Source organism: Streptomyces sp. DH-12 (assembly GCF_002899455.1).
Taxonomy (GTDB): domain Bacteria; phylum Actinomycetota; class Actinomycetes; order Streptomycetales; family Streptomycetaceae; genus Streptomyces.
Window position 1 is genome coordinate 4,664,227 of the sequence record NZ_PPFB01000001.1, and the last position, 14,319, is coordinate 4,678,545.

The following is a 14,319-nucleotide window of genomic DNA, read 5'->3' on the forward strand; positions in this document are numbered from 1 at the left end:
TCCAGGGTAACGCCGTGCGAGCCATTCGGTTGTGCGCAACTAAATTGTGTGCTCTAATTGAGCGCACGAAGGCCGGATCCCCGCGACCCGGCCGGTCGCCCGCCGAAAGGAAAGGTGTCCCCCATGGACGCGCTCTACACCGCAGTCGCCACCGCCACCCACGGTCGCGAGGGCCGCGCCGTCACCTCCGACGGCAAGCTGGACGTCGGCCTGAGCGCCCCCAAGGAGCTGGGCGGCGACGGCAAGGGCACCAACCCGGAGCAGCTCTTCGCCGCCGGCTACGCGGCCTGCTTCGGCAGCGCCCTCGGCGCCGTCGGCCGCGCCGCGAAGGTGGACGTCAGCGAGGCCGCGGTGACCGCCGAGGTCGGCATCGGCAAGCAGGGCGAGGGCTTCGCGCTCACCGTGACGCTCCGCGTCGAGCTGCCCGACAGCCTCGACGAGGAGACCGGCCGCACGCTGGTCGAGCAGGCCCACCAGGTCTGCCCCTACTCCAACGCCACCCGCGGCAACATCCCGGTCGAGCTCGTCATCGAGTAGTCCCGCCGCCCGCCCCCGACCCGCGCCAGCACCTCGCCGGTGCGCCGGCTCCAGGCCACCACCACGGCCTCCTCGGGCACCCGCTGGTGCCGGGTGAGGAGCAGCCAGCGCACCCCGTAGCGGCGGACCACCGTGTCCCGCAGGGCGCGGGTCGAGGCGGGATCCAGGTACGCGCGCACATCGGCCAGCCGCCGCAGCCGCTCCCGTTCGTCCAGCGAGGCGTCCGGCCAGGCGGGGGCGGCCAGGTTCGGCCCGTACCCGGCGATCGCGTGGACGGCGTAGTAGCCGTCGGCGATCACCACCTCGCCCGGGGCGACGTGCCGCGCGGCCCAGTCGTACGCGGGCCAGTCCGGGGGCTGGCGGAAACCGACCGGGTCCGCCGCCTGCGGCACCACCGCCCCGGCGTGCACGGTCAGGAACCCGGCGCACGCCCCCGCCGCCGCGGCCCCGCCCAGCAGCCGCCGCCACACCGGCCACGGGCGGGGCGCCGCCAGCTCCACCGCCAGGGCGAGCTGCAGCGGCACCAGCGTCAGCCCCAGGGCCCGCCCGTAGGTGTAGTGGCCGCTCACCCAGCCGTACGCCACGACCAGACAGTCCAGGACGAACATCAGCAGCAGCGGGTCGCGCCGCGAACGCCGCGCCCGCAGCCACAGGGCGGGCAGTCCGAGCAGCGCCAGCCCGAACTGGCCGGCCAGGTCCAGGTACAGCCGCCGGTGCATCGCGTCCACACTGCTGTCCCCGGCCAGCGCGAACACGTCGAAGTACGGCCAGCAGGCCGCCGCCGTCAGCGCCACCGCGCCGGTCAGCGCCCAGCGCCCGGCCGGCGCCGCCGACCACCCCCGCTGCCACCCGGCGACCAGGGCCAGCGCCCCCAGCGCCGCCGCGACCGCGGTGATCGGGTGCACCAGCAGGATCAGCCCGTACAGCAGCCCCAGGCCCGCGTACCCGGACAGCGGGCGCAGGCCGCCCGGGCCCGGACACCGCACGGCCCGCGCGTCCCGGGCCCGCGCGCCGGTCAGCGCCCACGCCCAGAAGGCCAGCCCGATCGCGAACGCCGACGGGTACGGCAGGTTGCCCGTCATCGACATCAGGTTCAGGTAGCCGCTCCACCAGGCGCGCTCCACCCCCCACAGCAGGGTCATCGCGGCCAGCGCCAGCACCGGCGCCCAGGGGCGCGGGGTCAGCACCCGCACGAAGCGGCCCAGGCCCGTGAGCAGCACCAGCAGGTTCAGCGGCCCGGTGAGCCGCAGCACCTCCCAGCCGCCCAGCCCGGTCAGCCGGGCGAACACGCCCTGCGCCACCGCGTACGGCGAGTAGTACGGGCTGCCCGCGCCCGGCAGGTCCGCCATCGGGTGCCGGGGACGCAGCAGGTCGTCCTTGAGGCGCTCCACGACCGCCGCGTGCTGCCCGGCGTCGCAGCACAGCGGCACCCGCCAGAACGCCAGGGACATCACCACGAAGAACAGGAAGCCGGCGCACTGGTACGGCGTCGGGCGCCAGGACCCGCCGCCGCGCAGCGCCGTGGCGCCGTCCACCGTGCGGCGCCGGACGAGGACGCCGGCGCTCATCGGACGCGAGGAGAAAGGGGCATTCGGGGCATTCGCCCAATGTTCCCGTCCGCCGCCCGGGCTTGACCTGCCGTCACCGCTTCGAGTGACACCCGGTCAGCTCACCGGCTCCATGGGCGCTCCCCGCGCGGGCACCACCGCCCGCCGCGGCACCGGCTCCAGCAGCAACGGCACCCCCAGCACCGGCAGCAGCCAGGCCAGCGTGATCAGCCGGTCGCCCCAGATGTTGATGTCCGGGTGCCCCGCCTGGTTGAGGAACCCCGTGCAGGCCGCCGCGGCCAGGAAGGCGCCGAACGCCGGCCGCCGCCGCGCCCCCAGCGCGCCCGCCGCCAGCGCCGCCAGGAACAGCGGCTCCCACAGCTGCCGGCGCGCCCACTCCATCCAGAAGTTGCCCTGGAGCTGGAAGAACTCCGCCCACGGACGCTCCCGGTCGGGCCGGGCGAAGTGGCCGGTGAGCAGGTCCTGCACGCTGTCCGACGTCGACGGGTAGTCCAGCAGCCGGGCCAGCAGCACCGTGCCGGCCGCCCCCGCGCACCCCGCCACCGCGAGCGCCGCAGGGCCGCGCCCCGACGGCAGCCCCCGCCACCGCCGGCGTACGGCGACCGCGGCGCCCGCGCCCGCCAGGCAGGCCCCGAGGAACAGCGCCTGGGAGTGCTTCACCGTGAACAGCGCGAGCAGCGCCCCGCCCGCCAGCGCCAGTCCCGCCCGGGGTCTCGTCCCGCCCAGCACCAGGGCGCAGCCCCACAGCGCGGCCAGGGTGAGGGCCAGCATCAGCCCCTCCGTCATCGGGCGCATCGCCGTCGTCCCGCACGGCAGGACGAGGTACAGCGCCATCCCGGTGAGCGCGAGCGGCACCGGGGCGGCCAGCGCGCGCAGCACCAGGTACGCGAGCACCCCGCCCGCGCAGGTGATCACCACGCCCGCCGCCCACACCCCCCAGGTCACCCCGAGCAGGGCGATGAAGGGAACCAGGACCACCGGGTAGCCGGGCCGCACCTCGAAGATCCGCATGAACCGCTCCGGCATGAACGGCACGGTGTGCCCGCCGGTCTCCCCGGCCGCCAGCCGCGCCTCCACCTGCCGCCACTCCCGCTCCCGGCACTCCTCCATGACCCGCGGCGCGGGATCCGGGGCGTGGAAGCGCACCACGTCCACGTTCTGCGCGCGGTGCGCCATCGCCGCCTTCCCCGCGCAGTAGTGGTCGATGGTGGCGGTCGCCGCCTCCCGCTTGTCCGCACCGCTCAGACTCAGCGCGTACGACACGTAGTTCTTGGAGTCGGGGGTGTCGCGGCCCTCCACGGTGGCGAGCTGCATCAGCGCGAACAGGGCGGCCAGCAGCAGCACCCAGGTGCGCGGCCTCACGACGGGGCCAGCAGGTCGCGGACGGCGGGCTGGGCGGGCAGCCGGCCGGGACCGGCGGCGGGTTCGGGCATCGGCTCGCCCAGCATCAGCGTGCGCACCACCCGCTCGGCGGCCCGCCCGTCGTCGTACTCGCAGAACCGCTCCCGGAACGCCGCCCGCAGCCGCGCCGACTCCTCGTCCGCCCAGGTCCCCGACGCGAACAGCCACGCCAGCTCCCGGTAGGAGCGCGTCACATGGCCCGGCGCCCGAGCCGTGACGTCCAGGTACGCGCCCCGGCTCGCCCGGAAGGCGTCCCAGTCGTCGGCGTACACCACGATCGGCCGGTCCAGCAGGGCGTAGTCGAACATCACGGACGAGTAGTCGGTGACCAGGACGTCGGCCGCGAGCAGCACGTCCTGCACCTCCGGCTCGTCGGTGGCGTCCACCAGCACGCCCCGCCGGTGCAGCTCCGACAGGCCGAGGCCCCGGGCCGGGCCGTCGGCCAGCGTGGGGTGCAGCCGGACCACCAGGGTGCGGCCCTCGCCCAGGTCGGCGGCGAACCGGGCCAGGTCGATCCGCTCCACCAGCCCGTCCCTGCGGTAGTCCCGGCGGGTCGGCGCGTACAGCACCACCGTGTCGCCCTCCGGGACGCCGAGCCGCTCCCGCGTCGCGCGGGCGCGCTCCTCGTCCCCGCGCACCAGGACGTCGTTGCGCGGGGAGCCCGACCGCAGCGCGGTGAAGTGACAGGGGAAGGCCCGCTCCCACACCAGCTCGGAGTGGCGGTTGGCGACCAGGACGTGGTCCCAGCGGTCGGCCCGGCGCAGCATCTGCGGCACGTCGAAGTGCAGCCGCGCGCCCGGCTTGCCCAGCAGATCGGCGCCCGCGTACTTCAGCGGGGTGCCGTGGTGGGTGTGGACGTGCACGCTGCCGGGCCGTTTGACCAGCGTGCCCGACCAGTTGACGTTGTTGACGAAGTACGTGGCCCGCTCGGTCACCCGGCGGTACTCCGGCGTGTCCGGCAGCACGTACGGGGTGCCCGGCGGCAGCGCCGCGGCCCGCTCCTCGTCGGCGACCACCCACACGCCCCTGATGTGCGGTGCGAGTTCACGGGCCGCGTGGTGGACGGCCGCCGGGTCGCCGAGCATCCCGCGGTGCGAGAACGCCGAGTACACGGCGAGGTCCGGGTCCAGCGGGCGGCGCAGCAGCGACCGGGCGCGCACCGCCCGCGCCGCCGTCGCCGCCCGGGTCTGCCCGGCCCGGCGCCGCAGCTCCCGCCCGGTCCGCCGGACCTTCCGGCGCAGCACGTACCCGGCGTAACCGCCCTCCAGCTCCCGCAGTTCGGCGGGGACGCGCACGCCCGGCGGGCGGTACGCGTGGAACATCTCCGCCGTGCGGCGGAAGAACTCGGCCCGGTCCGACGGCGGCAGCCGGTCCGGCTTGGACAGGATGTCGAGACAGTGCTCGCCCATCTTGGCGTGCAGGAACGGCCGCCAGTGCGCCAGCGCCGGACGGGCGTCGACGAACCGGAACACCCGCGCGTACTGCTCGTGCACGTCGAAGTGCTTGCGGCTGGTGGTGGACAGGATGTTCCCCTGGCGGCGCTGCCGGTAGTACAGGCAGATCCGGTCCAGGGTGGCGATGCGCTCCGCGCTGAGCAGCACCGGGAAGGTCCAGGGCGTGTCCTCGTAGTAGCCGGGCGGGAAGGCGAAGCCCTCCCGCTCGACGAAGTCGCGGCGGTAGGCCTTGTTCCACACCACCATCAGCAGGTCGAGGATCTCCGGCCGTTCGGCGGCCGTGAAGGTGCTCCCGGCGGCCTCGGCCAGCACATGGGCGAGGACGTTGCGGCGGGTGCCGCCCCACCAGTACGTGCGTGCGTAGTCGAAGACCAGCACGTCCGGGTCGCCGGTCTCGTCGAGGCGGTCCGCCAGCGCGCGCAGCGCGCCCGGGGTGAGGGTGTCGTCGCTGTCCAGGAAGAGCAGGTAGTCGCCGGCCGCGTGCGGCATCCCGGCGTTGCGGGCCCGGCCGAGGCCCACGTTCTCCGGCAGGTGCAGCACCCGGACCCGCTCGTCGCGGGCCGCGTAGTCGTCGAGGATCCGCCCGCAGCCGTCGGGGGAGCGGTCGTCGACGGCGATCAGCTCGAGGTCGCGGTACGACTGCCCGAGCACCGAGTCGAGACAGGCGTGCAGATAGCCCTGCACGTGGTGGACGGGGACGATGACGCTGAAGCGGGGCACGTCAGCTCCTCACCAGGGGGACGGCCGCGGGGGCGGGGACGCGCTCCGCGAGCGGGATCACGGGCGGCAGGGCCTCGGGCGGCTCGCCGAGCAGCACCCGGCGCACCACCCGCTCGGCGGCCCGCCCGTCGTCGAACGGGCAGAACCGCTCCCGGAACGCCGCCCGCAGCGCCGCCGACTCCTCGTCCGCGTACGAGCCGTCGCGGAACACCCGGGCCAGCTCCTGAGGCGTGCGGGTGACCCGGCCCGGCGGGGCGGCCATCAGGTCGAAGCACACGCCCCGCGTCTCCCGGTACACCTCCCAGTCGTCGGCGTGGACCACGATCGGGCGGTCCAGGTTGGCGTAGTCGAACATGATCGACGAGTAGTCCGTGACCAGGGCGTCCGCGGCCAGGCACACGTCCTCCGAGGAGCGGTGCGCGGACACATCGATGACCCGGCCGGCCCGTCCGCCGCCCCCGGGCCCGCCCCGGTCGTAGAAGTAGTGCGCGCGCAGCAGCACCACCACGTCCTCGCCGGCCGCCTCGCAGAACGCCTCCAGGTCGAGCCCCGGCTCGAAGCCGGTGCGGTGGTCGCGGTGCGTCGGCGCGTACAGCACGGCCCGCGCGCCCTCGGGGACGCCCAGCTCGGCACGGACCCGGGCCACGTCGTCGGCGCCGGCCGTCACGTACACGTCGTTGCGCGGATAGCCGTACTCCAGATGCTCGTAGGAGCCGGGGAAGGCGCGCTCCCAGACGCGGGTGGAGTGCGGGTTGGAGGAGAGGTTGTAGTCCCAGCGGTCCACCCGCCCGAGCAGCTTGGTGAAGCTGCCGGTGGCGGCGGCGACCACCGGGTACGTCGACTGGTCCACGCCCATCGTCTTCAGCGGGGTGCCGTGCTGGGTCTGCAGGTGCACGCTGCCGGGGCGTTTGACCACGCCTTCCGCGAAGTTGGCGTTGTTGACCAGGTACGTGGCACGGGCGAGCAGCTCCCAGGCACGCCGGCTGCCGAGGACCGCGTACTCCACGTCGTCGGGCACGGTGTGCGCCTGGTCGGCCTCCACCAGGAACACGCCCCGCAGATGCGGGGCGAGGGCGCGGGCCCTGGCGTGGATCGCGGCCGGGTTGCAGGCGTAGCCCCGGCCCCAGTACGCGCAGTACACGACGAGGTCCGGGTCGAGCGGGCGGCGCAGCTGGAGGCCGTAGTGCAGCCGGGTGCGCAGGCCGCGGGGCCGGGGCAGCGCGGCCGCCGCCCGGCCGGCCGCGCGCCGGGTGTCGCGCAGGGCGGCGAACGCCTCGTACGACCCGGCCGCCAGCAGCCGGTGCTGCACGCCCAGGCTGCCGCCCGGCGGCCGGTACCCGGCGGGGCGGTGACGGCGGTACAGGGCGCTCGCCCGGCGGAAGAACTCCCGGCGCCCGGACGGCAGCCGCCGGGGGTGCGCGGCGGTCTTCAGCACGGCCGCGAAGAGCTGCTCGAACAGCGGCCCCGACCGCTCGGGCGGCAGGCCCAGCGCGGCGGCCTCCTGAAGCACCCGCTCCGCCTGGTCCAGCAGGTCCGCGTGGTGCGGTCCGGGCAGCCGCAGCCGGTCGCCCTGGCGGCGCACCCGGTGCCGCACCAGCACCCGGCGGGACACCGCCACCCGCTCCGCGCGCAGCAGCGCCCGCCCGCACCAGCCGACGTCGGTGAAGTACCCGGGCGGGAAGGCCAGTTCGTGCTCGGTGACGAAGGCGCGGCGCCAGGCGGCGCTCCACGCGGGCAGCCGCACCCCGGTGAGGTGCGGGGCGCGGGCGGGGGCGAAGGCGCCGGACGGGGCGCTCTCCAGCAGCGGCGCCACCGGGCGGGTGGTCTCGCCCTCCCACCAGGGGACCCGCTCGTGCTCGCAGGGCAGCACGTCGACCGGGCCGGTCTCCGCCAGCCGCGCGTCCAGGGCCGCCAGCGCGCCCGGCACCAGCACGTCGTCCCCGTCGAGGAAGAGCAGATACGTCCCGGTCGCCGCCCGCACGCCCGCGTTGCGCGCACCCGCCAGTCCCTGTGACGGCGGCGCGTGCACGGGCGCCACCCGCGAGTCCCGCTCGGCGTGCCCGTCGGCCACCCCGGCCGCCGGGGACCCGGCCGCGTCGCAGACCGGGATGAGCTCGAAGTCTCCGAACGACTGGGCGAGGACCGAGTCCAGCGCCTGGCCCAGCCGACCTGCGACCCCATGGGACGGGACGATGATGCTGAAGCGGGGCATTCTGCTCTTTCCGTTGACGAGGGCGTGGCGGCGGCCGCTCAGCGGGCGGGCCGCCGCCCGGGCCGTCCCGACGGCCGCCGCGCGGGCGGCCGGGCCGGGGCGGGCCGTGACGAGCCGGGGGACACGCGTACTCCCAGTGGGGCCAACGACGGGCGGACGGGGTCGGTGACGGTCAGAAGACCGCCGGCTGCGGCGGCAGCGACACCACGGGGGTCTGCGGCGCGGTGGCGGCCGCCGGCACCGGGCGCCGCCGCTCCGGCGGGACGGACAGCGGCTCCGCGAACTCCCCGAGCAGCACCGTGCGCACCACCCGCTCGGCGGCGCGGCCGTCGTCGTGCGGGCAGAAGCGGTCCCGGAACGCCGCCCGCAGCCGCGTCGCGCGGGGCCCGCACCAGCGGCCCCCGGCGAAGATCTCGATCAGCTCGTCCTCACTGTCCGCGACCGCGCCCGGCGGGAAGGTCCACGGGTCGACGTACAGGCCGCGGGCCGCCGCGTACGCCTCCCGGTCCTCGGCGTGCAGCACGATCGGCCGGTCCAGGCCCGCGTAGTCGCACATCAGCGGGGAGAAGTCGGTGACCAGGGCGTCCGAGGCCAGGCAGAGCGCCATCAGGTCGGGGTGGGCGCTCACGTCCACCACCCGGTCGGAGGCGGCCTCCAGCGGCTCGTCGTGCGGCCGCCCGGCGCGGGACAGGATCACGAAGCGGGGGCCGAGCCGGCGCACCACGCGCTCCAGGCCGAGCAGGCGCAGCGGGGTGCGGCGGTAGTCGCGGGGCGCGGGCGCGTACAGGATCGCCACCGCGTCCGCGGGGACGCCCAGGGAGTCCCGCAGCACGGCCACGTCGGCCGCGGTCGCGGTGTGGAACCGGTCGGTGCGCGGCCTGCCGTACTCCAGGGTCGTGTAGCGGCCGGGCAGCACCCGCTCGTAGGTGAGCGTGGAGTGGCGGTCGCCGGTGACGACGTGGTCCCACCGGTCGACGCCCTCCAGCAGCCGGGCGAAGTCGGTGGAGCGGGCCGCCGCCGGCCGGTCCTGGAGGTCGAGCCCCGCGTACGCCAGCGGGGTGCCGGGCGGGGTGTGCACCAGGATCTGCCCCGGGCGCTTGACCAGCCCGGGCACGAGCACGCGGTCGGTCACCACGTACGCGCTGCGGGCGAGCGCGGTGAGATGGGCGGCGGTGCCGGGCACCAGCCGGCGGGTGGCGGTGGGCAGGGTGTGGTGCAGCTCGGGACGGGTCGCCCAGGCGGTGCGGACGTGCGGCGCGTGGTCGCGCACCGCGGACTCCAGGGCGGCCGGGTCGCCGCCGTAGCCGCCGTCGTCCTCGACGATGAACAGGACGCGGCCGGTGTCCAGCGGGAGCAGCCGCTGCACGCGGTGGTGGGTGCGCAGCAGGACGCGGCGCAGTCCGCGCAGCGACCGGCGGCGGAGCCGGCCCGCGCGGCGGCCCAGGGCCGCGGCCAGCCGCAGGGCGCGGTAGGTGCGGTGCAGCCCGAACCGGACCAGCGCGTGCCGCACCCGGGCGCGGGCGGGGACGGGCGCGCCGGGCGTGCGGTGGCGGCGGTACTGGTCGCGGGCCCGGCGCAGGAAGGCGGCGCGGGAGCCGCGCGGCAGCCGGTCCGGGCGGGTGTACACGGTCAGCAGGTGGTCGACCATGCGGCGGAACAGCACCGGCCGCCAGCGCTCCAGGGCGGGGTGCTCGTCGAGGTGGGCGAAGACCCGGTCGTACTGGCCGAAGACCTCGAAGTGACGCTCGCTGGTGGTGTGCAGGATGCCGCCGGCGCGCCGTTGCCGGTAGTGCACGCACACCCGGTCGAGGGTGGCGATCGTCCCCGCCGTCATCAGCACCGGGTACGTCCACGGGGTGTCCTCGTAGTAGCCGGGCGGGAAGGTGAACCCGGCGCGCTCGACGAAGTCCCGCCGGTACGCCTTGTTCCAGGCGACCGCGAGCAGGGTGAGCAGCCCCGGCCGGTCGGCGAGGGTGAACGGCGCCGGACCGTGCTCGGTCAGCTGGGCGGCGACCTGGTTGCGCACGGTCTCGCCGGTCCAGTAGGCGCGGGCGTAGTCGTAGACCAGGACGTCCGGGTCGCCGGTCTCCTTCAGCCGGTCGGCGACGGCGAGCAGCGCGTCCGGGGTGAGGGTGTCGTCGCCGTCCAGGAACACCAGGTAGTCGCCGGTCGCGCGGGCCATGCCCGCGTTGCGGGCGGGGCCCAGGCCGGCGTTGGCCGGCAGGTGCACCGGCCGCACCCGCGGGTCGCGGGCCGCGAACTCGTCGATCACCGCTCCGCAGGCGTCCGGCGAGCAGTCGTCCACGGCGATCAGTTCGAGGTCCGGGTACGACTGGGTCAGCACCGACTCCAGGCACTCGCGCAGATACGCCTGGACCTGGTACGCGGGGACAATGACACTGAACCTGGGCAAGGGGCATCCAACGGTCGGCGCGGGCGTTCTGCCCGGCAACGCCCGTTGGCCCGGCTTGGTTACGCCCCCTGTGGCATCCGGGGGAATCGCGTCGCACGAAAGGGCGGACCCCGGCCGGTCCGCCCTTCCACCGTGCCTCTCGTGTGCCTACTTGACGGCGCCCGCCATCACGCCGGAGACGAACTGCCGCTGGAACGCGAAGAACACCACCAGCGGCACCACCATCGAGATGAACGCGCCCGGCGCCAGCACGTCGATGTTGTTGCCGAACTGCCGTACCTGCGTCTGCAGCGCGACCGTGATCGGCTGGCTGCCCGAGTCGGTGAAGATCAGCGCGACCAGCATGTCGTTCCACACCCACAGGAACTGGAAGATGCCGAGCGCCGCGATCGCCGGACCGGCCAGCGGCATCACCACCCGGACGAACAGCCGCAGTTCGCCCGCGCCGTCCAGCCGGGCCGCCTCCAGCAGCTCCTTGGGGATCTCCGCGAAGAAGTTCCGCAGCAGGAACACCGCGAACGGCAGACCGAAGCCGACGTGGAACAGCACCACACCGGTCAGGGAGCCGAAGATGCCCAGCTCGCCGAAGAGTTCGGCGATCGGGATCAGCGCCACCTGCACCGGTACCACCAGCAGCCCCACCACGGCGAGGAACCACCAGTCGCGGCCCGGGAAGTCCATCCACGCGAAGGCGTACCCGGCGAGCGCGCCGATCACCACCACCAGCACGGTCGCCGGCACGGTGATGTACACCGTGTTCAGCAGCGAGCCGGTGATGTCCTCGTTCTCCAGCAGGGTCCGGTAGGCGTCGAAGGTGAGCTGGGACGGCTCGGTGAACACCGTCCACCAGCCGTCCGCCGCCATGTCCTCCGGCGTGCGCAGGCTGGCCAGCAGCAGCCCGATCGTCGGCACCAGCCAGAACAGGCCGACGACGATCAGGAAGACGCGGACCGCCCCGCCGCTCACCCACTGGGCGAGCCGGGACCCCAGCGACCGTTCCGCCCGGACGGGCCCGGTGGACCGCACGCCCGCCTTCGTGACGCTTCCGGCGTCCGCGCTCATCGCCGCACCTCCCGCCTCAGCCGCCGTACGTTGAACCACATCACCGGGATCACCAGCAGCAGCAGGAGCACCGCGATGGCGCTCGCGACACCCGGCTGGTCCTCGGAGAAGCCCTTGCGGTACAGCTCCAGCGCGAGGACGTTGGCGTCGTCCTGCGACGAGCCCGGCGCGATGATGAACACCAGGTCGAACACCTTCAGCACGTTGATCATCAGGGTGACGGTGACCACCGCGAGGACCGGCGCCAGCAGCGGCACCGTGATCCGCCGGAACACCTGCCACTCGTTGGCGCCGTCCACCCGGGCGGCCTCCAGCAGCTCACGGGGCATGCCCGCCAGCCCGGCCGCGATCAGCACCATCGCGAACCCCGCCCACATCCAGATGTACGAGCCGATCACGGCCGGGGTGACCAGCGACGGGCCGAGCCAGTCCAGCCCGTTGTACGGCTCCTCGAAGTTGCTCGCCGGAAGCCGCAGGTGCGCCCCGTCGGCCTTCGACGAGAAGGAGAACGTGCCGTCGGCGGCGGCCGTGGCCGTCTCCACCACCGTGCCGTCCTTCACCGCCTCGATCCGCATCCCGGCGTAGCCCAGCTCGGAGGAGTCGGCCTGGTTGAGCGTGCCGACGCCCTTGCCGCGGGTGAAGTCCTGCCAGGTGCTGCCGGTGATCCGGTCGTCCGCCGGCTTCGGCGCCGCGGCCGGCTTCGCGTCGTCCGGCATCAGGTCCGGGGCGACGCCCACCAGCGGCAGCGTCACCGTGTCGCCGGCGCTGACGGTCTCCTTGGTGACGAACGCGCCCCCGCCGGCCGGCTCCAGCGGCGACTCGCGGCCCGGGTGCGCCTTCGGGAACGCCGAGGACTGGGCGAAGGTGTCGTGCACCCCCACCCACACCGCGTTCGCCACGCCCTTCTCCGGGGCCTGGTCGTAGACGAGGCGGAAGATGATGCCCGCCGCGAGCATGGAGATGGCCATCGGCATGAAGACGACCAGCTTGAACGCCGTGCCCCAGCGCACCCGTTCGGTGAGCACCGCGAAGATCAGACCGAGCGCGGTCGCGACCGTCGGGGCGAACACCACCCAGATGACGTTGTTCTTCAGCGCGGTGCGGATGCCGTCGTCGGTGAACAGCGCACGGTAGTTGTCGAACCCGGCGAAGGAGTCGCCGGACTGGTCGTAGAAGCTGCGGATGACCGAGTACCCGATCGGGTAGACCACGAGCGCCCCGAGCAGCACCAGGGCGGGCAGCAGGAACAGCGCCGCCACGGTTCTCCGGGTGCCGGTGACGCTCTTGCGCGACCTGGGAGCGGCGGGGGCCGTCTTCGGGGCCCCCGCCGCCGTCTGCGACGTCATCGCCGGATCAGTCCCCGTACGCCGCGGCCGCGTCGGCCTCCAGCTTCGCCTGGGCGCCGGCGACGTCCGTCGGGTTCTTCAGGAAGTCCTGCAGCGCCTTCCACTCGCCCTTGCCGGGCGTGCCGCCGAAGGCCTGCGGGGCCTGGTCGGACATGTCGAAGCGGAAGTCGTCTCCGGCGTCGATCAGCGCCTCGGCGATCTTCCGCTGGACCTCGTTCGGGTACACCGAGGCGGGCACGTTCTTGTTCGGCGAGAGGTAACCGCCGAGCTTCGCCTGGATGCTCGCCGCGTCCGGGGAGGCGAGGAACGTCACCAGGGCCTGGGCCGCCTCGGAGTCCTCCAGGATCACCGCGGCGTCGCCGCCGGACACCACGGGCGGGGTGTCACCGACCGCGGGGAACGGGAACACCTTCGCGTCGGTGCCCACCTCCGCCTCGGTCTCGCCGATGTTGACCTGCACGAAGTCGCCCTCGTAGACCATGCCGGCCTTGGGCTGGTCGCCGCCGGTGAAGGTCTGCGTCACGGACGCCGGGAACTCCGTCTGCAGCGCGCCGTCCGGGCCGCCCGCGACGTAGTCCTTCTTGCCCCACACCTCGGCCAGGGTGGTCAGCGCCTCCTTGACGGAGGGGTCGGTCCACTTGATCTCGTGCTTCGCCAGCTGGTCGTACTTCTCGGGGCCCGCCTGCGAGAGGTAGATGTTCTCGAACCAGTCGGTGAGGGTCCAGCCGTCGGCCCCGCCGACGGAGAACGGGGTGACGCCGGAGTCGTAGATCATCTGCGCGGTGTCCAGCAGCTCGTCCCACGTCTTCGGCTCGGACGCGCCGGCGTTCTCGAAGACCTGGGTGTTGTACCAGATCAGCGACTTGTTGGCGGCCTTGTAGTAGACGCCGTACTGCTTGCCGTCGACCTTGCCGATGTCCTGCCAGCCCTGCGAGTAGTTCTTGGCCAGCTCCTTGGTGGCCTCCGGGCCGAGGGGCTTGGCCCAGTTCTTCTCCACGGCCTGCTTGATGGCGCCGGGCTGCGGCAGCATCGCCACGTCCGGCGGGGCGCCGCCCGCGATCTTCGAACCGAGGAAGTTGATGATCGGGTCCTGCGCGGGGACGAAGGTCACCTTGGCGCCGGTGCGCTTCTCGAACTCCGCGAGGACCTTCTTGAAGTTCTCCTGCTCCGTGCCGGTCCACACGGCCGCGACCTCCAGGGTCTGGCCGTCGAGCTTCGGCAGGGTGACGGTGGTTCCGGTGCCGCCGGACCCCTTGCCCTTGTCGTCGTCACCGCCGCCGTCGTCGTCGCCCCCGCAGGCGGTGAGGGAGACCGCCAGCACACCGGCGGCCAGGGCCGCGGCGGCCCTGACGGCCCGTCGGGTGGCGGGAGGCGGCCCGTGGTGCTCGGGCGACCTGCGTATCCGGATGATCCTGCTCGTGCTGTGCATCACTGCCCCGTTCTCGTACTCCGTCGTACCTGGCCGAACGTTCGAGCGCTGTCCCGTGCGGTCTGGTCTACGCCCGGCACGTGGGGGTGGCAAGAGCGCGTCCCGTGTCAACTCCGCGATCGTGATCACCTCGTGATCAGGCGTCACGTCGGACACACCGGGCAGCGGGGGTGTGGT

9 protein-coding genes are annotated in these 14,319 nt (G+C 74.2%); 1 reads left to right on the top strand and 8 read right to left on the bottom strand.

Annotated features, from left to right (window positions below; genetic code table 11):
• Window positions 1-123 precede the first annotated feature (123 nt).
• A complete protein-coding gene (locus tag C1708_RS19930) occupies window positions 124-537 on the top strand; it encodes an organic hydroperoxide resistance protein (RefSeq protein WP_106413961.1) in 414 nt (137 codons plus the stop codon).
• Here the strand turns inward: C1708_RS19930 and C1708_RS19935 are convergent.
• The 8 genes from C1708_RS19935 to C1708_RS19970 all read right to left on the bottom strand — a co-directional run bounded on the left by C1708_RS19935 (window position 486) and on the right by C1708_RS19970 (window position 14,142).
• Complete coding sequence (locus C1708_RS19935; protein ID WP_106413962.1) at window positions 486-2,105, bottom strand: hypothetical protein; 1,620 nt, start codon at window positions 2,103-2,105, stop codon at window positions 486-488. The two genes, C1708_RS19930 and C1708_RS19935, sit on opposite strands and share 52 nt — an antisense overlap.
• Window positions 2,106-2,201: 96 nt before the next feature.
• Window positions 2,202-3,467 (bottom strand): hypothetical protein, encoded by a 1,266-nt coding sequence (locus C1708_RS19940; protein WP_106413963.1) that lies wholly within the window; start codon window positions 3,465-3,467, stop codon window positions 2,202-2,204.
• A complete protein-coding gene (locus C1708_RS19945) occupies window positions 3,464-5,680 on the bottom strand; it encodes a bifunctional glycosyltransferase/CDP-glycerol:glycerophosphate glycerophosphotransferase (protein WP_106413964.1) in 2,217 nt (738 codons plus the stop codon). Before C1708_RS19945 ends, C1708_RS19940 begins: the two co-directional genes overlap by 4 nt.
• A 1-nt stretch (window position 5,681) precedes the next feature.
• Window positions 5,682-7,892 (bottom strand): bifunctional glycosyltransferase/CDP-glycerol:glycerophosphate glycerophosphotransferase, encoded by a 2,211-nt coding sequence (locus C1708_RS19950; protein ID WP_106413965.1) that lies wholly within the window; start codon window positions 7,890-7,892, stop codon window positions 5,682-5,684.
• Window positions 7,893-8,064: 172 nt separating this feature from the next.
• Window positions 8,065-10,305, bottom strand: a complete 2,241-nt coding sequence (locus C1708_RS19955) for a bifunctional glycosyltransferase/CDP-glycerol:glycerophosphate glycerophosphotransferase (RefSeq protein WP_198602540.1) — start codon at window positions 10,303-10,305, stop codon at window positions 8,065-8,067.
• Between the two features lie 147 nt (window positions 10,306-10,452).
• Window positions 10,453-11,367 carry a carbohydrate ABC transporter permease gene (locus C1708_RS19960; RefSeq protein ID WP_106413966.1) on the bottom strand — a complete coding sequence of 305 codons (915 nt, stop codon included), beginning with the start codon at window positions 11,365-11,367 and terminating at the stop codon, window positions 10,453-10,455.
• Window positions 11,364-12,713 (bottom strand): carbohydrate ABC transporter permease, encoded by a 1,350-nt coding sequence (locus tag C1708_RS19965; RefSeq protein ID WP_198602541.1) that lies wholly within the window; start codon window positions 12,711-12,713, stop codon window positions 11,364-11,366. The genes C1708_RS19960 and C1708_RS19965 overlap by 4 nt, the downstream gene beginning before the upstream one ends.
• A 7-nt stretch (window positions 12,714-12,720) precedes the next feature.
• Window positions 12,721-14,142: an ABC transporter substrate-binding protein gene (locus tag C1708_RS19970; RefSeq protein WP_198602542.1), complete on the bottom strand. Its 1,422-nt coding sequence runs from the start codon at window positions 14,140-14,142 to the stop codon at window positions 12,721-12,723.
• Between the last annotated feature and the right edge of the window lie 177 nt (window positions 14,143-14,319).